The 18,440-nt window shown below is 33.3% G+C and carries 13 protein-coding genes; 3 read left to right on the top strand and 10 right to left on the bottom strand.

All coding sequences use genetic code 11. The annotated features are described in order from the left end of the window. Position 1: 1 nt before the first annotated feature. The 8 genes from GMC_RS0107460 to GMC_RS0107425 all read right to left on the bottom strand — a co-directional run bounded on the left by GMC_RS0107460 (position 2) and on the right by GMC_RS0107425 (position 12,511). Entirely contained in the window at positions 2–2,155 is a 2,154-nt protein-coding gene (locus GMC_RS0107460; protein WP_010521548.1) for a toxin-antitoxin system YwqK family antitoxin, read from the bottom strand. Beyond that, complete coding sequence (locus GMC_RS0107455; RefSeq protein WP_094766268.1) at positions 2,131–3,066, bottom strand: tetratricopeptide repeat protein; 936 nt, start codon at positions 3,064–3,066, stop codon at positions 2,131–2,133. The genes GMC_RS0107460 and GMC_RS0107455 overlap by 25 nt, the downstream gene beginning before the upstream one ends. Continuing rightward, on the bottom strand, positions 3,038–3,298 hold the full coding sequence (locus tag GMC_RS0107450; RefSeq protein ID WP_010521546.1) for a hypothetical protein: 261 nt from the start codon (positions 3,296–3,298) through the stop codon (positions 3,038–3,040). The genes GMC_RS0107455 and GMC_RS0107450 overlap by 29 nt, the downstream gene beginning before the upstream one ends. 375 nt (positions 3,299–3,673) lie before the next feature. Beyond that, complete coding sequence (locus GMC_RS0107445; protein WP_010521545.1) at positions 3,674–4,867, bottom strand: HYR domain-containing protein; 1,194 nt, start codon at positions 4,865–4,867, stop codon at positions 3,674–3,676. Positions 4,868–5,186: 319 nt separating this feature from the next. Beyond that, positions 5,187–6,566 (bottom strand): c-type cytochrome domain-containing protein, encoded by a 1,380-nt coding sequence (locus tag GMC_RS0107440; RefSeq protein WP_010521544.1) that lies wholly within the window; start codon positions 6,564–6,566, stop codon positions 5,187–5,189. A 16-nt stretch (positions 6,567–6,582) separates the two neighbouring features. Further along, positions 6,583–7,695 carry an NHL repeat-containing protein gene (locus tag GMC_RS0107435; RefSeq protein ID WP_010521543.1) on the bottom strand — a complete coding sequence of 371 codons (1,113 nt, stop codon included), beginning with the start codon at positions 7,693–7,695 and terminating at the stop codon, positions 6,583–6,585. An 8-nt stretch (positions 7,696–7,703) separates the two neighbouring features. Next, on the bottom strand, positions 7,704–9,248 hold the full coding sequence (locus GMC_RS0107430) for a DUF1501 domain-containing protein (RefSeq protein ID WP_010521542.1): 1,545 nt from the start codon (positions 9,246–9,248) through the stop codon (positions 7,704–7,706). Positions 9,249–9,253: 5 nt separating this feature from the next. Then, positions 9,254–12,511, bottom strand: coding sequence for a DUF1553 domain-containing protein (locus tag GMC_RS0107425; protein WP_010521541.1), 3,258 nt, complete (start codon positions 12,509–12,511; stop codon positions 9,254–9,256). Between the two features lie 283 nt (positions 12,512–12,794). Here GMC_RS0107425 and GMC_RS0107420 point away from each other — a divergent pair, with 283 nt between their 5' ends. Continuing rightward, positions 12,795–14,282: a tetratricopeptide repeat protein gene (locus GMC_RS0107420; protein WP_157998152.1), complete on the top strand. Its 1,488-nt coding sequence runs from the start codon at positions 12,795–12,797 to the stop codon at positions 14,280–14,282. A 157-nt stretch (positions 14,283–14,439) separates the two neighbouring features. Here GMC_RS0107420 and GMC_RS0107415 read toward each other — a convergent pair whose 3' ends face one another. Then, positions 14,440–15,414, bottom strand: a complete 975-nt coding sequence (locus GMC_RS0107415) for a Gfo/Idh/MocA family protein (protein WP_010521539.1) — start codon at positions 15,412–15,414, stop codon at positions 14,440–14,442. A 640-nt stretch (positions 15,415–16,054) separates the two neighbouring features. On the opposite strand from GMC_RS0107415, the gene GMC_RS19445 reads away from it, so the two are divergent. Further along, entirely contained in the window at positions 16,055–17,302 is a 1,248-nt protein-coding gene (locus tag GMC_RS19445) for a YitT family protein (RefSeq protein WP_010521538.1), read from the top strand. 55 nt (positions 17,303–17,357) lie between these two features. Further along, positions 17,358–17,582 carry a hypothetical protein gene (locus GMC_RS0107395; RefSeq protein WP_010521537.1) on the top strand — a complete coding sequence of 75 codons (225 nt, stop codon included), beginning with the start codon at positions 17,358–17,360 and terminating at the stop codon, positions 17,580–17,582. 195 nt (positions 17,583–17,777) lie between these two features. Here the strand turns inward: GMC_RS0107395 and GMC_RS0107390 are convergent, their stop codons facing one another. Beyond that, entirely contained in the window at positions 17,778–18,266 is a 489-nt protein-coding gene (locus GMC_RS0107390; RefSeq protein ID WP_010521536.1) for a hypothetical protein, read from the bottom strand. Positions 18,267–18,440 lie beyond the last annotated feature (174 nt).

Genomic DNA, 18,440 nt, shown 5'->3' with positions numbered 1-18,440 from the left:
ACTACTGCTTTATTTGTTTTTCAATCATTCCATTAAAATAAATTCGTTTCTCAATAAGTGTACCATTTTCATTATAATATTCAGCTTCTCCATTTAAAACGTCATTAACGTAATGCTTTTTATTTTTAAGCTTACCGTTGGGGTAATATTCCAATAACTCCCCGTTTAAGTCACCGTAATAATAATTATAATGAGATTTTAATATTCCATTAGCATAATACACTTTATAAGACCCATGATTTTCATTGGCTTTATGCGTCATTACTTTGTTTATTTTACCCTGATAAGTATATATTTTGTAATCATTTATAAAATATCCATTTTTAAATTCCATTTCAGCGGACTTGATACCATTACTATAATAAGCCACTAACTTGCCTGTTCCTGATTTTAGGGGTATCATTGGCTTTAATTTTCCTTGACCATCATTATATGAATAGCCAATTAAATCTCCATTATTATAGTAGCGTACAAACTGCAATTTCCCTGTTGGGCTATAAAATTTTCGTAGCCCATTTATTACTCCATTCCGGTAATCAATTTCATTTTTAAGGGTACCATCATTATAATACTCTTTGTTTTTGCCATTAATCTTATTGTTTTTAAAAAAACGTGTTTCCTCTAAAGTTCCGTTATCGTAATAATAATTCCACTCGCCAATAGCATTTCCCTGCTCATAGCTTCCTTCACTTTTTACCTTACCATTTTCATGATAGGATACCCATTTACCTGTGGCATTATCGTTAAAATAATCTCCTTGTTGAGATAATTGCCCGTCGAAATAATACTTTTTATATGCTCCGTGTTTTTTCCCTCCCAAGTAATTAGTAACTGAATAAGGTGATCCGTTTAAATGGGTAAAAGTTGTTGTTCTTTCTGTACTAAAATCAGTATTATCAATAATTTCATGCACGCTTCCGCTAGAATTATAGTATGTGCGGGTAAGCAATCTTCCGAATTCATAAGTTGATTCCGAATACAACTTCCCCGTAACCGAAAATTCTTTTTGTATACCATGCAATTCATTATTATGGTAAAAATAATCCTTATTTACCGATCCATCTTTATAATACAAAAGCCATTGACCAACAGCAAAGCCATTTCGATAATATCCTTGTTCTTCAATTTTTCCATTCTTATAGTAGCTTACAAAATAACCTTCTAATTTATCATCCTTGAACGATTTTTCGATCTTTTTGTTCCCATCATTATAAAACTGAAAATAACCTCCTTGCAACTGATCATTTTTAAAAGTACCATATCCCGTTTTAGCGCCGTACTCAAAATAGGACCAAGTGCCTTCCTTTCCGCCTTTAAGATTATAAAGCCCTTTTGACTCTAATTCGCCTACAGGAGAATACCCTTTGTAATTTATTTTACCAGATTTCTTCCTTTCGTTACTTAATACGTTTCCTTCTTTATCATAATAGGATATTCCAACTAGCTCTCCTTTTTTATAAATAAAATTATAATACAATTTCCCATCAACATCATATTCCTTGTATTCACCATTAAACTGATCTTTTTCGTAATTAATTTCTTTATAAATAGTACCGTCAGATAAATAGATTTTCCAAAGCCCTTCATACATATTATCCACGAATTGCCCCTGTTCTTCAACAGTGCCATCAGGGTAATATTTAATATAATTACCCGTCAATTTCCCTTGTTCGTATGTAGATTTTGAGCTTAACTCCCCATTGTAGTGATAAGTGACTTTTTTTCCCTGCATTTTGCCATCGATATAGGAGACTTTATTCCACAGCTGGCCATTATCATAATAATTACCTAACTCCCCATCTAACTTTCCTTTTTTATAAGTTCCTACGTATTCCTTGGCTTCTTTTCCAATATCGTAATACGAGTTGTACGCTCCATGGAGTTCATTATCAATATAATTTTTAACTTCTATTATAGCGCCATATTCGTTGTAATTTGTATATTCCCCTGCTGCTTTTCCTTTTTTATTGAAATACTCATAATTAACATTTCCGGTATCAAAATAAGAAGTGAATTTCCCCTCCAACAAATCATTTATATAATTTGAAGTATGACTCAATTTTCCTTTGGTAGTAAACGACTTCCATTCTCCATCTTTTTTACCATTCTCATCAAATACGCCTTCTCCTTTTAACCTTCCATTAGTATCAAACAATTCCCAAACGCCAACTTCTTTCTCATTTTGCGTACCCCAATAGCTAACAGTTTTTTATCCTCATACAAACAACTTACTTTTTGCTCCTTACCGCGAAGGGTCATCATATTATTCGCACCAGCAATACTGGGCCATTTAGTAAAAGTATTTGCAATGAATGATTTAATCTTTGAAATGTTTTTATCAACAATTTTTTTATAGGTGCTTTTTTGAAGCGAAAACATAATCGTATACACATAGGCATCAAACAAATCATTTTCATTAATCCAATTATAGAAAGGCACATATTTTTGATTCCAAAATCCACCATTTCCACCATCGTAATCCTTTAGTTGCTCAAACAATACATGACTCTGCTTAACCATAGGTAAATCAATTTTATTCTTAATTTTATACCCCTTGTTAAGTGCTATTCCATTGCTAAGGATCAAATCAATATCCTCAAAAGAGTCATCATCTTTTGAAATTTGAATTCCAGTGGGAGTAGCATCATTGCTTCGCGAAAAAGAGGTATTAATTGAACTTAATATTGATAGAGAATTTTCTCCATCTGGGTTTAACACCAAATACATATTTAATGCCATGAGTGCTTGAGCCATCTTTTTTTCCCTATAACAAATAGTTCCCAGTTGAAAATGAGCCTCAGGATAAAAAGGGTTCAAAACAATGGTTTGCTTAAAGTCTTCAGCTGCTTTTTCATGCTCCTTAAGCTTTTCATAAACTACTCCCCTATTATAATAAAATTGAAAATTTTTAGGAAACTCTTTAAGAGCTACGTTGTAATTTTGAATTGCTTCATTATAATTTTCCAGAGCTTCATAGGCCACTCCTTTATTTAAATACAAAGCGTATTTAAACCCATTAGCCACTTTTACCAACCCTTTATCTGCTTCTGAAAATGGCCTCATCATATTTTTTCAACTTTAATAAATAGTATGTTTTGGAAGCTAATGCATCTCCATACGCTGAATCGTTAACAAAAATTTTATTGTAAGCTTCAACAATTTCAGCATAGTTATCCTTTTCAACAAATGACGCAACGTCTTTTGTTATAGCATCGTAAGTAATATTGGCTATTTTTTTTGGGGCAAAAACTGCTATTGAAATAAAGGATAATAGTAAAAAAGGTAATGTTCTATTCATAGTAGTGTAAGCGCTTGTTAAAAAAATGTTACACAATTTCTTACGAAAATACTGATAATTAATCATATCAATTTTAAAAATTTACAGGGGTTAACTATTTGTTTTAATCGCAACTATATTATGATAAAAGCAAGGAAAAATGAAGTTAATCACAAAAAAATTAGGATACTAATTCGCTATTTATAAACAAGATTCACAATTGAATATGAACCAAATTTAGTCAAGGAATTTTGATAAAAAAAAATCCATTAAAAACTGAACTAGTATTTATAAATAACATCATTAGATTCTGCACTTCTATAAAATGCAAAAAGACACCTTTTTAAGGGTGCCCTTTCACGTACTCAAAACAACTATTAATATGGTAAAAAAACCCTATTCATCTACTAAATCCCATGTTCTAACCCAATCGTACTTTGTTGTCAAATCATCATATGAAGCTGTTTCAAAAATGTTATCAGCATCAATGGGATTCCAATTATAAGTTTCGATGGCCATGGTTATATGTCCTTCCAAATCAAAATCTGCAGGAGGATTGGTTATGGCGTGCGAAAATTCACCATCCAGATAAAATAAAATTTCTTTTGGTGACTTCCACCAACAACCGTAAACAAAATATCTTGAATTATTTTCTTCTTCTAAAATCTTTATAGCTGGTGCTTGTTTGGATTCATCAATAGCCGTATCACAAGGCCTATCATGCCTCCAGGTATTAGAGTGGTATATATTTGCAAAATCTTTAGCCCAAACAGCGGTTCCAGCGTGCGTTCGACCCACACATTCCTGAACATCAAGTTCTAATTTTCTAACAGGACCTGTATTACAATTTTGTTTAAATGAAAGCCAAAATGTGGAAGACATTACCGTTTTATTCGCCTTCATTCTACATTCAAAATACTGACCTGCTTTTACTGTTTCTTTTGATCTAACTATAGCACCTCCATGAGTCCAATCCCTGCTATTTGCTGTTTTAGGGGTATCATATTTAAGGGTAGTAATATTTAAATTTCCGTCATTTACAGTAACATTTTCAGGATCAAACAAAGCTGGGGGTCTACCATACCACCCAAATCCATCCGTAGCTGGATTCTTATGCCATTTGGAATCATCAAAAGCAGTTCCGTCAAACTCATCAGATTTGTTGGCTACTTTTTCCCATTTTTTGCCCTTGGGTGTTGGATTGTTACCTACAAAATAGGGAGCACTCGATAAAGGTGCTTTTCTGGTAACAATAACATTAAAACTACAGGATGCAGTATTGCCTGCCGCGTCTGTGGTACTAAATGTATTTGTAGTTGATCCTACTGGAAACAAACTACCTGATGTTAAACCTTTAGTTTGTTTGGTACTCACTTCCGACACATCATCCGTGCCTAAAGGTGTATTAAAACTTACTTCAGTACCCGATGCTGTAGCATCTATTTTTACTTCAATATTTTCAAAACAACTAATTTCAGGTGCTGTTGTATCTAACTCCTTATTTTCATCAGAAGAATCATTACTGCATCCAAAAATTGTAAATGAAGTAAATACCACAGTAATTACTTGAATAAAACTTATTTTTCGCATATTTTTTTTGTAAATGTAATTGGGTTAACATTAATTTATACATCACATATGATTTAAATACTAATACATATTACCATATTGTACTAAAACACTTATAATTAACTAGTTAAAAAACTAAAAAAAGCCTAATTTTTATCAAATTAGGCTATCAAAGATCACAAAATAATTATTTGTGCATTGACGGGGTTAAACTCTTTTGACTTACATTAATAGTATAATTATATATACACCATTATTTGCACACCAATCATTCCGATATTTTGCCTTAAAATGATAATATAAATTTTATATAAACTAACTATTATTAACTGCTGTTACATCATATTCCCGAAACTAATGTGAGTTGTTTATGCTTATCCTGCATAGTTGCAATTTCTTTATCATCTAAATTGGTTTTCCACACGTAAATATTTTTCAATTTGGTAATGGCTGCAAGTGCCTCAATAGTCGCTACATCAGCTTTAGTAGCATACATGCTAATACTTTCCATGTTTTTTAATTCCACTAATTTTTTTAGTCCATAATCTGTTAAAGATGAATTTTTAGAAATATTAAGTTTTCTTAAATTAGAAAAAGAATTAAGCTGTCCTACATGAGCATCTGTAAGCCCGCTATTTTCCAGTGATAACCACAAAATATTATCTTTTATAGCTTTTAGTGCTTCTAATTTTTGAGCAATTGTTGATGCATCACTTTTACCGGTTGGTAAAACGACATCATAAGCATACGAGTTAGCAGCAAGTTCACGTATCGAAAAACCTTGTTCTTGTAAAGAGGCTATTGTTTGTTCTGGAATGTTGCCAAAGCTCACCATATCACCACCTGCAGAATGACCTGATAATTTTAGGTAACCAGCTACCAAATCAAGCATTTCTTCATTGGGTTTACTTGCCATAAAATCAGCATCATAACTTGCTTCTCCTTTATTAATCCAATATTCAATAATAAGTTTTTCTTCCTCCGTTAAAGGGGTTTTTCCTTTTGGTGGCATGAATAACTTATCATCTTCCGATAGATTTACTCGTATAAGCAATTCACTTGCCGCAGCATCACCAGCAACAATGGTTTTTCCGTGCTTGCCACCTTTCATGTAAGTTTCAATACTTTCAAATGAAAGTTGCCCTTTCTGTTTACTCGTATTGTGGCAAGAATAACATTTTGCTTTTATAATCGGATGCACCACATCACCAAAAAATTGTGCCTGAGCGATTTCAGTAACCTCAGGACGCTTTAAAGGATCCACTTCTTTCTTTTTAAAAGGCATATAGTGGGTTAAGTAGTCCTCTCCATGAGTCAAATTACCCCCTAGGTGCCCAGTAGCGGATAAACCACCAATCATAACTACAACCACCACCAAATACAATTTTTCTTTTATTGCTTTAAAAATAGATAAGTCTAAACTTAGTAAATAAGCAAATAATGCAATTAGAGTTGTTGCAATACCTGCCCATTTATGATCATCTAATGCTTCGTGATTATAATCGCCACTAGTTGCTAGCATTAGTCCTAAAACCGACGCAGCAACAGCACTCAGCGTACCCAATAAAAGTGAAAATGGTACTACTTTTTTTAATCCATTAGTAAAATTAAAGCGTTCAGTAACTTCAATAATCCCGGCAAAAATTAAAAACCCTATAGGTAAATGCACTAATAAAGGGTGAAAACGCCCAAAAAATAATATGATATTCGATTCTTCCATAAATTCGTATACTTTGTTATACTCTTTCTAATTTATAAGGTGCGGAGTGCCCGGCATTCCATTGACACACATATAAATTTTTATCTTCATCTACACAAACATCATGACCATGCCAAATAGGCTTATGTTCTAATTGATACGATGGTTGCAACGCTCCTTTTTTGTAAACAGGTTCCGTACCACCTGGATTAGAAACCACTTTATCACCTTCCAAAACGGTAACAAATCCTGTGTGTGCTAACCAATCAAATTTGGTTTCTCCTTTAGGAATTGACCAACAAACACCCGCGTATAAATTATTGTCATCAATTACTGCGCGGCACGCATACATATTGTTTAGGTGTAATGTCCTAATATATTTTCCGTCAAGCGTGAAGAATTTGTATGCGTTTTCAGCACGGGAGCTACAAATTAAAACAGGATTATTTTTATCTCGATAATCAACAGTTACTCCATGGGCATTTTGAAGGTTATAATTTTTATCTTCATTGTCATGTCCACCCCATTTCCTAATAAACTGCCCTTTAGCATCGTATTGCAGGATATAATCTTTGCCATAACCATCAGCAACATAAATATCGCCATTGGGTCCTACAGCTACCTCGGTTGGACAAAAGTGATCACCAACTTCATAAACACCAATAGTTTGCGGATGTCCAATATCAAAAATCACTTTCCCGTCAAGGGTAGTTTTACTTACTCTTCCGTTATGTTGTAATAGTTCGCCACGGCGATTAACATACCATCCAGAATCAGTGAGGTATAAAAAATCCTCTCCGCCTTCTTTAGACAATGTTAGTCCGTGACCTCCAGGATAAGCAGTACCCCAGTAATCCAACAATTTTCCTGATTTATCAAAAATCAGAATATTGTTTTTAGGATTATCGCCCAGCATAATCAATCTACCCTTACTATCCATTACCATTTCATGGCAATTTAAAAGCGGCGTACGTGATGCGCTTACTTTTGCCCAATTTTTATCCAACTTGTATTTGTAATCACCATGACCGTAAATGATATCATCATTTCTTTCTTTTTTGCCGGTAATAATGTTAGCTCCAAAAGTAGGTGTAGCAGAAACTAAGGATGCAACTGCTGTGGTTTTAATAAAATCTCTTCTAGTTTTCATACTACAGTTTAGCTTAATATATCTTTTACCACATGTCCATGTACATCGGTTAAACGGTAACGCCTACCTTGATGCTTATACGTCAATTTTTCATGATCAACGCCCATTAAATGCAATAAAGTAGCGTGAAAATCATGAACATGAACTGGATCTTTTACCACATTATAACTAAAGTCGTCAGTTTCGCCGTAAGTCATTCCTGGTTTTACGCCAGCACCAGCCATCCACATTGTAAATGCGCGCGGGTGATGATCTCTACCATAATCTTCTTTAGTCAAACGTCCTTGCGAGTAAGCCGTTCTTCCGAACTCTCCTCCCCATATTACTAAAGTATCTTCCAACATACCACGCTGCTTTAAATCCTGTAACAATGCCGCTGTGGCTTGATCTGTCATTTTACATTGACGCTCAATATTACCTGGTAATCCAATATGATGATCCCATCCACGTTGATACAATTGTACAAATTTCACTCCTTTTTCAAGTAAACGACGTGCCATTAAACAGTTAGCTGCATAAGTTCCAGGATCCCTACTTTCTTTTCCGTACATTTCAAAAGTAGCTTCGGATTCATCCGACATATCAGTAACTTCTGGTACCGAAGTTTGCATTCGAAAAGCCATTTCATATTGAGCAATCCTTGCTTTAATTTCTGGATCACCGTAAGTATCATTTTGGATGTCGTTCATTTGCTTTAAATAAGCCAACATTTGAGCTCGGTCGTGACCGTCATAATTTTCTGGATTATTTAAAAACAATACTGGATCTTTACCTGATCTAAATTGTACCCCTTGATGTTCCGTTGGTAAAAATCCGTTACCCCACAAGCGAGAATACAAAGGCTGACCATTACCATTTTTAGACACTAAAGTGATAAATGTTGGTAAATTTTGGTTGTCAGAACCTAATCCGTAGCTTGTCCAAGCCCCAATTGAAGGCCTCCCTGCTAACTGATGCCCGGTTTGAAAAAAGGTAATTGCTGGATCATGATTAATTTGCTCCGTGTGCATTGACTTGATAAAACAAATGTCATCCACCATTTTGGCGGTATGCGGCATTAATTCACTTACCCAAGCACGACTTTCGCCATATTGATCAAATTTATATTTTGATGGTGCTAACGGCAAAGAAGACTGGGAGGCACTCATGCTTGTTAAACGTTGTCCTTTACGTACAGAAGGTGGTAAATCCTGACCAAACATATCACTAAGTTTTGGCTTATAATCATAAGTTTCAAACTGAGAAGGTCCTCCACTTTGAAACAGGTAAACCACCCTTTTCGCTTTTGGTAAAAAGTGAGGTAATCCAGGTATACCATTTGCGCCTGAAATAGGGTTTGCATTGGCATTAGCCAAAGGTTTTATAGGACCTCGTTTGGCTGCTGTTCCTGCCAGTAATTTATCAGCTCCCATAAGAGAACCTAAGGCTACAGCACCCAAACCTAAAGACGTTTTTGTTAAAAACTGTCTTCTGTCAATACTTTCTTCTATTTTTTTAAAATCATGTACGTTAGATCGTAATATGTCATGATCATGGTGATGGTGTCCGCTCATAATTTTTATCTTTTTGTTATTGTTACATCTCCGTTTAAAATTACACTTGCTACTATGGCATTTGAAGCCAACAAGTTTACATCCAAACTTTCATCAATTTGGTACGCTCCAGCTTCAAGCCATCCTTTTGCTTTTTCAGGATTAGCTTTAAACTTTTCATACTCTTTAGCTTGCAATTCAGCTAATACTTTTAATTCTTTTTCTTCTGGACTTTTTCCCGTAAAACGCACGTAAGCCATTTTAATTCCTTCTAAAGAATCCTTCATTTTTGTCATACGCTCACCCATAACTTTGGCTGCCTCCAGATAGGTAGGGTCATTTAGTAATACTAATGCTTGGAGCGGTGTATTTGTTTTTTGTCTTTTCACCGTACAAACACTACGTTCGGGTTGATCAAACGTTGCTAATGTTGGGTTTGGAACTGTACGCCTCCAATAAGTATAAAAACTTCTGCGATACAAATCATCTCCTTCATCTTGTTCGTATGTTCCTGAGGTCATGGCATACAACCCTTCAGGCTGGTAAGGCTTTACACTTTCGCCGCCAACTTTTTTATTTAGCAAGCCTGCTGCTAATAACGCATTGTCTCGCATCATTTCGCTAGTTAAACGCGTACTAGGTCCACGAGCCAACCAAACATTTTCACTATCAACCTCTCTTAGTTCTTTTGGTGTATATGAGTCCTGTTTATATGTTGATGAAGTAACAATAAGTTTTTGCAATTCCTTTACATTCCAACCAGAATCAACAAATTTTAATGCCAACCAATCTAAAAGTTCTGGATGGCTTGGTAAATCCCCTTGATTTCCGAAATCGGCTGTTGATTTTACTATACCACGGCCAAAATAATTTTGCCAGTATCTATTTACTGCTACACGAGCAGTTAACGGATGTTCTTCCAGCGTAAGCCATTCAGCAAGTCCTAATCGATTTTTAGGCAAATCCTTTGGCATATCCAATACACTTTTTGGAGTGTCAGGATAAACCTGCTCACCGTAAGCATCATAAACACCACGTTCTAAAATAAAAGCATCACGAGGTTGCTCCATTTCTTTCATTACCATGACCTCCTTTACATTTTCTACAGAATCCACATAAATACTTCTTACTTCAGCTAATTCCTTATAAGCTTCTTTAAAAGGTTTTGAAACATTTATCAAGTAATATTCCTTAAGCAACTGCTTTTGCTCATTAGTCAATTCCTCAACTTTAGCTGCAGCAATTTCTTTGATTCCTTCGGCTTTAGCCAAATTCATTACCTCAATAGCACTTAACTTTCTTTTAAAAACTTCAATATCATCATACTGAGCATCCTTGGTTCCTACACCTCTCCAGCGAGCACCGATTTGTAAATTTGGTTCTACAGGACCATTGTAAATTTCATCCGTTAAATTGTGAAAAATAATATCTTTAGTTAAGTTATCCTTTTCAACTTCAGTTTCAACTTCGCTCCCGTTAATGTAAATTTTACCGCCATTAGCTGAACTAGAACCATCGTAAGTAACCATTAAATGCACCCATTGGTCTCTTGGTACGTCTACTTTAGTGTGTTCAATAATCGCATTTTCAGGCCAAGTATGCGCTAACATCCACTCCAATTTATTATCCCTTAAGTATAAATGGTATCCTTTATAACTATGTAATCTTGAACCTTTATTTTTATGAAAAATAACTCCTTCTTTAAGATCTTTAGGAATGTTTACCCAAACACCAATACTAAATGCATCGTCTCTTTTAAAAATTCCGACACCTTTTAAGTCCAACCAGGCATCTCCATTCATTTTTAGAGCGCTGCCATTATGACCTGGAACAAAATTTAATTTTTCATTTTTAGAAAATTCCATTCGATGCTCTACTTTAAGAGACTGATTTAAGCTGTTTTTGATAGGCGCTCCATTTAAGGTATAATGAGCCGTTTTATTAGTTGAAGACACCCTTTTAATTGCATTTTTATATGCTCCAGTTGCAAGCCATTGATTAAAACCAGCATCTTCCGAAGTAACAACTGATGCTAATAATTTTTCTTTAGCTACAATTTTTTGGTCAGTTTCTTTTAAGAATTGCTCTTGCTTTTCAGTAGGTAACATCATTGTAGGCACTGGCAAACTATTATCCCATGAAATTTGCCCTGTTTCATTCACATTATTGAAAAAACTGTATAATTGAAAAAATTCTTTTTGGGATATAGGATCGTATTTATGATCATGACATTTTGCACAAGCCACAGTAAGTCCCATAAAAGCTTCACCTACTAAGGATGCCCTATCAGATACGTATTCAGATCTGAACTCTTCATCAACAATACCTCCCTCCATATTTTGGGGGTGCAATCTATTAAAACCTGTTGCCAACACTTGTTCTTTTGTTGGATTAGGAAGTAAATCTCCTGCCAATTGCCATTTTATAAATTCATCATACGGCATATTTTCATTAAATGCTTTTATCACCCAATCTCTCCAAGGACTCATATCTCTATATCGATCAACCTGATAGCCATAAGTATCAGAATAACGCGACAAATCCATCCAATCAGTAGCTATTTTTTCAGCGTAATGAATTGAACCTAACAAACGATCAACTTGTTTTTCGTAAGCATCTTCAGAAGTATCCGCCATAAAGGCTTTAGTTTCTTCAGGAGTTGGTGGCAACCCTGTTAAATCAAGGGATAATCTTCGTAATAATAATTCTTTTTTTGCTTCTTTTGATGGAGTTAAATTTTTATCCTCCAACGTTTTAACAATGAAATTATCTATCGGATTAGTAATAAAATCTTTATGCTTGCCTTTTATTTTAGGTACCTCATGTTTTTCTGGTTTAATAAATGCCCAGTGAGGCTTGTATTCTGCTCCATCATTAACCCATTTAACCAACACCGCCTTTTCATAATTAGACAACGGAACATTAAATTCCGGAGTTGGCATTTGAATTGTAGGATCGTCAGATAAAATACGCTTTATAGCTTCTGATGACGCTATATCTCCTGGTACTATAGCAAATTTCCCAGGTGTTTCTGGCAATTCACCGTAAGCGGCTTCGGCTACATCAAGTTGCAAACCTGCTTTCTGTTTTGCTTTATCAGGACCATGGCATGCATAACATTTATCCGATAGAATTGGTTTTACATGGATATTAAAATCAAGTTTATCTGGAAGCGATTCATAATCATCAGCAACGCTATCCGGTATATTAGGGCCACAAGAAACTTGCGTAAATAAACCTAGTAGGGCTGATAAATAAAACAATTTTTTAATATTACTTTTCATAAGCTATTAAGGTAACTACTTTAAAAAAACAAAAACACTTTATCGTTTTCGTAAATATACATTTATAGATTGGTTAATTTTGTTAAATCTATATAGACTTTGTATAGACAATGACTAAATTTTATATAGATTTTGTGTTCAGAACATAAATAAAAGCATTGTATTTACTATGTTTACAGCTATAAATGACAACTAGATGGTTTTTTTTGATAGATTTCGAACTCTTTTTTTATTCAGCATAATTTTAAGCAATGTCTATAGTTTAATTGCTCAAAAAAACAATTTGAACAGCTTTTTCAATGATTTCAGAAATGAAAAAATCAAAAATTTAACCAAGAATGATACCTCTACTAATCGGTTAGAATCTCAATTAATCAAACTTAATAAAGCAAATGATACATTGACTCAAATTCAAGTTTTAAATAATTTAGGAGAACTTTATTGCAACCGTATAAATTATGAAAAATCTTACGACAGCTATTGGAAAGCTTTGTTACTTGCAGAACAAATTCGCGATCGTGCTTCCATGGCAGTAAGTTATAATGGAATAGCCATACTTTACAGTTTGTATTACCGAAGAGAAGAAGCTTTAAACTATTATTTAAAATCGTTAGAATTAAACAAAAAACTTGTAAATAAAAATGAATTGAAAGCGTCAGTTTTAATTAAAAACTACCTCCCTTTGGCTACGCATTATTTTTATAATGATGACCCCGAAACAATGAAAAGTTACATTGACGCTGCAAGAAATAGCATTAATCCAACTCATCCATTAATGATATACTTAAAAGCGCATGAGGGTTATTTATCGCTTTTAAAAAATGAATACAAAAAAGCCGAAAAACAGTTACTCCCTTTGGTCTCAATTTTAGAAAAAGAAAACCCAAGCTACTTAGTTGTACTTTATGCAATGTTAGGGGATACCTATTTTGGATGGAACAAACTAAACAAAGCTATTATTTACTATCAAAAATCAAATGATATTGGTTACAAATATAGAAATCACCTCAACTTTTTACCCGATACTTTTGAAAAATTATCCAAGGTATTTCATCAACAGAACCAAGAGGCTGAAGCTTTAAAAAGTTTGTTAACTTCATATGAAATTAATCAATTTTTATATAGCAGTCGTAGCCCAAACAACAAATATTTATTGGAAATTAAGGATCAATTCATGCAAGAAAAAGAACGTTTAGATAAACTTGCCGCTGAACAAAAACTTGAACAATTACTATACAATGAATCGTTGTGGCGTTTGCGCTACATCATTATTTTAATTTCTGCAATTTCCTCAATTGCTTTAGGTATTGTAATTTATAGGTATACTATTAATAAACATAGAGGTGAAAAGAAAATACTACTCCAAAAAAAGGAATTAGAAACAAAAAAATCTGAAGAAATTCTTGAAATTAAAAACAAAGAACTTACCGAATCTACCTTGCGTTTAATGGCTAAAGATGAACTTTTGAATGACGTTAAAACCAATCTTAAAGAGATTAGTGAAAGTCCAAATCCTTCAAACATAAAAAAATTAATAAAGACAATTACTATTAACTCAAAAGAGAACTGGGCTGAATTCGAAAGTAGATTTACTATGGTGAATGAAGGATTTTATAGCCGTATGAAAGAAAAATTCCCTCAGTTGAGTCAATATGATTTAAAGGTATGTGCATTGATAAAACTCGGTTTTTCCGGGAAGGAAATGGCTAAAGTAATGGGTATTTCTCACGAAAGTGCTAATACTTCCCGTTACCGATTACGAAAAAAATAAATTTAGACAAAAATGTAAACCTAGTAGAGTTTATTAATGATATATAAAATCATAGAGCCCATATTTTTTTCTGCTATAGGAACACATTTCTGAAACTAAATTTATTCTTTAACATCGAAACTGGCGTTAAAAGAATGAGCAATAGTAAACTGCTCATCTATCTATTTAAAATCTTATCCATTACCCAGGTTGTGTGTGCACCAGTTTCTCCTGTAGAAGGATGAACAGTACCATGCACAAGAAACTTTTCCATGTTTTTTACGTGATATAATTGAATATTTTCAGGATGACCGATTTCAAAAGTCTGTTGCTTATCATCCTTATGTAAAACTATAGGGTGGTGCTTAAATACTGAAAAGCTAATTTTACCTTTTTCACCAATAATGTCAACGGCATCCTGAACTATATCAGTCCCAAAATTCCAACTACCACTACCTGTAATTCCTGATTGATGAAGCCAATTACCCACCACCGCATCTTTTGAAGAATACAAATTTTGTTGATTAATGGCAATACCTTTTGCTTCAATAACATCGCCTAAAAGATAGATAAACAAATCAAGCCCATGACTGGCCAAATCATTAAAATACCCCCCATAAGCAATTGATACATCTGTTCGCCAATCATATGCATCATTCAAATCTGCTGTTTTAGGAGGTCTGGTATACGTCCAATTTATGTGTCTAATTTTACCTATAGCATTTTCATCAATTAATGTTTTTATTTTTAGAAAACGAGGTAAGCTCCTGCGATAATATGCTACAAATAGAGGTACATCAAGTTTTGTAAACGTATCCACTATTTTTTTACAGGATGCATAATCTGGAGCCATAGGTTTTTCAATACAACAAATTTTTCCAACATTGGCTACTTTTAGTGCATACTCCAAATGACTATCTGGCGGTGTGGCTATGTACACTGCATCAATTTCAGAATCATTAATCAAATCATCAGCATTACCGTAAAACTTGGGAACGTTGTGTCTTTTGGCGTAATCCTCAGCTTTTTCAACATTACGCCTCATTACAGCGTGTAATTCAAAACTGGCTACTTTTTGATACGCTGGTCCACTTTTTACTTCAGTGACATCTCCGCAGCCTATAATTCCCCATTTATATACTTTTTTACTCATTTATGTTAGTCTTTTATATTCTAATTAATAACTAATGTGGCACGACGATTTCTGAAAAGTTGCTCCAAGGTGTTGATAACTCATTGCATTTTTTACAAGTAGTTTTAATGGCCACTAGCCAAATTTAACTTTTCATAGCATATTGATTTCTGATCAGTTCTTTTTTTTAATCTTTTTGAGTTTACAAAAAACAATTATTGAAGCAATAACATGCGTTTGCTGTGCCAGTGATTTTTTTGTTGGTGTTCTAGTAAATGTAGTATTATTTTTTTTTATAGAAAAAACTCCTCTACTTTCCATTGTTTTTTGATAAATAGTAGTTAATTTCTAATTGTCTAAATTCAAATCACTTGTAGCCAAATAAAGCATACCTGTACTACCAACAACAGCATCTGCAAAAATATTCACGCACTAAAGTTTGATAAATAGCCCCACTTATTTTAACAAATAAACACCTTTTTCTTAATACTCTTCAATAACCAAAAGAGTAAACTCAATATACTTGGCACTTTAGAAACGTTACAACGTGTAAAATTAATATTCATAAGATTTAATTATTTTATTACTAAAAAATATAAATAAAACTTTATGAAACAAATTATGGATATTACATGAACTAAATTTAAAAAATTGAAATCATATGAAATTTACAATAACTACTAACGCATCTGATTTTAAAAAGATTATCTCCGAATACGTTCAAATTGGATTAGGAATTTTATTTGCCAGTATTGGATTGAAAGCTTTTTTGCTACCAAATGGTTTTTTAGATGGCGGAGTAACTGGAATAGCCATACTATTCAACACAATTTTTGGATGGAATATTTCAATGGCACTCATCATTTTAAGTATTCCTTTTTTGATATTAGCCTATTTCACCATATCACCGTACATGGTATTTAAATCGATTTTCAGTATTGTGAGTTTGGCAATTGTAATTCATTTTGAAAATTTTGATGTTGTAACAAATGACAAACTATTAATTTCAATTTTTGGAGGGTTGCTTTTAGGTCTCGGCATTGGAACTGCTATTAAAAACGGGGCTGTACTTGACGGAAGCGAGATACTTGGCATTTACTTGAACAGACACTTAGGGCTCAGTATTGGTAAAATCATTTTACTATTTAATTGTATTCTTTTTGCTATAACTGCCATAACAATATCAATGGAAACCGCTATATACTCCATACTTGCCTTTTTAATTACCGCAAAAGTTACTGATTTGACCGTTGAGGGCTTTGAAAATTTTATTGGAGTAATGATCGTTTCTAAATATTCGACACAAATTCAAACTTCAATTGCTAAAGAATTAGGTGCAGGAATGACTGTTTTTACAAATATTGACGGTTTCGGAAAAAATGGCACAAAAAAAGAACAAGAACTTATTCAAACTGTCGTGAACAGAATTGAAGTAATTAAAAATTTGCAAAACAATTATGGCTTTGAGGGTAATGCGTACAGCCTAAATCAATTTGATCATTCTATTTCAAAACAATTTTTAGACTATAAAATTTATAAAAAAGGGAATAATCTGTTAAGTATAATTCTTTTTAAAGGTGATTATTTAAATAACGACACTTTTCCTAAATATAGCTTTAAAGCTTTGAATTACGATATAGAAAAAGGGAACTTCTTGAATTACGAAAACACTTTTAAACCTGATGCAAAAACAGATTTAATTGCATTGGCTAACACTTATTCAAAAGCCCATTTATTTCATGATGAATGCAGTGCAATTACCAACAATCATTTTGAAATTTTTAAAAATAACTTTGCTATTAGCAATGATACTATAAAATTTTATTTTGATGAATGCATGATATGTCCTGACCACGACGGTAAATGTGCTGTTGAAATCCCAGCTAAAGACTCAACCCTTACTTATTAATCCAAATCTTATTAAAGGAGTAACAACAATTTAAAAATAACTTTAAACACATAATATGGATCTTATTCAGAAAGCAAATCAATATGAAAATCTTAGCATGCGTAACTTAACCACAAGTGATCGCATTAAAGCCTGCAAACTAGGTAAAAAAATTGTTTTGACTATTAACGAAATTTACAAACAAACTAAAAATCCAAAATTAATGGAAGTGATGAAGGCGGTAACCCAAAAGAAAAGAAAAATTGATAAACGCCTTAAAGGCAAACCCGATTTACTGTAAGCAAATGTAGTTTAAGGCGATATATTATTCTACCTTTTTCATAATTAACGACGTTGAACTACTCATTTAAATTCAAATTTTGTAAAAAAATAGCCTCTGTACTGAGGCTATTTTTTTAATATAACTTTTAATTATAATGCTACAATGCTTCAAGGATTAAAATAACTATTCGTTATTTTATAAATTATAACATAGTTAATTTAAAATAACTTCGTAGCCTTTTTCCTTGTAATAATCATAAACTTCTTTTACTGAATTGGCCACTTTTTCTCTGCAATCATCCGCTCCTTGATAGGCTTCAAATTTTGATGCCTGCTTAAAACGCGCAATTTCTTCTCTTCTTCTAATTACCTCAGGCTCATATGCGTGTTTCCTGTTCCATAAATTATGAGCTGAAATTCTTGTGGTTCCTACGTAAGGATTAGGGTCTTTATATGCCTTTATGATTTCTTTGGATAACTCTTCATAGGGTAGTAAGCTTACATTATCCACCACGTACACCTCAACTTTTTTTACCACATCATCAACATATTCCACTTCATCATTAATTACGGTTTCAAACCATGGATTTTGATAAATCCTGGCAGACCATGAATATTCTTCGTTTCTACCCGTACATTCAACTGTTTTTAAAGGTATGGAATCTTTTATTTTAATCCGAGCAAAGCCTGCTCGGTAATACATGATTTTGTATTTACCAAAGGGTATCAATACTTCATCATGACTATCAACTACCGCTTGTTCGTCTCTTTTATATTTTATATATCCCTTTCTAAAACTTAATAGCCCCTCTTTTCTTTTCTTTTCTTCTTTTTTTCTGCGTATGCCAAATCGCCAACCTCAAAGCTTTCTATTTCC

It is taken from the genome of Aquimarina agarivorans, from assembly GCF_000218485.1.
GTDB classification, from domain to species: Bacteria; Bacteroidota; Bacteroidia; order Flavobacteriales; family Flavobacteriaceae; genus Aquimarina; species Aquimarina agarivorans.
The sequence above is the reverse complement of the archived record's forward strand: the minus strand, read 5'-3'. Positions and strand labels throughout refer to the sequence as shown.

What these genes read in the sequence shown, in the direction of transcription:
- GMC_RS0107455 (WP_094766268.1), bottom strand. Translation starts at nt 3,066, where the DNA reads ATGATGAGGCCATTTTCAGAAGCAGATAAAGGGTTGGTAAAAGTGGCT.
- GMC_RS0107450 (WP_010521546.1), bottom strand. Translation starts at nt 3,298, where the DNA reads ATGAATAGAACATTACCTTTTTTACTATTATCCTTTATTTCAATAGCA.
- GMC_RS0107445 (WP_010521545.1), bottom strand. Translation starts at nt 4,867, where the DNA reads ATGCGAAAAATAAGTTTTATTCAAGTAATTACTGTGGTATTTACTTCA.
- GMC_RS0107440 (WP_010521544.1), bottom strand. Translation starts at nt 6,566, where the DNA reads ATGGAAGAATCGAATATCATATTATTTTTTGGGCGTTTTCACCCTTTA.
- GMC_RS0107435 (WP_010521543.1), bottom strand. Translation starts at nt 7,695, where the DNA reads ATGAAAACTAGAAGAGATTTTATTAAAACCACAGCAGTTGCATCCTTA.
- GMC_RS0107430 (WP_010521542.1), bottom strand. Translation starts at nt 9,248, where the DNA reads ATGAGCGGACACCATCACCATGATCATGACATATTACGATCTAACGTA.
- GMC_RS0107425 (WP_010521541.1), bottom strand. Translation starts at nt 12,511, where the DNA reads ATGAAAAGTAATATTAAAAAATTGTTTTATTTATCAGCCCTACTAGGT.
- GMC_RS0107415 (WP_010521539.1), bottom strand. Translation starts at nt 15,414, where the DNA reads ATGAGTAAAAAAGTATATAAATGGGGAATTATAGGCTGCGGAGATGTC.
- GMC_RS19445 (WP_010521538.1), top strand. Translation starts at nt 16,055, where the DNA reads ATGAAATTTACAATAACTACTAACGCATCTGATTTTAAAAAGATTATC.
- GMC_RS0107395 (WP_010521537.1), top strand. Translation starts at nt 17,358, where the DNA reads ATGGATCTTATTCAGAAAGCAAATCAATATGAAAATCTTAGCATGCGT.
- GMC_RS0107390 (WP_010521536.1), bottom strand. Translation starts at nt 18,266, where the DNA reads ATGTATTACCGAGCAGGCTTTGCTCGGATTAAAATAAAAGATTCCATA.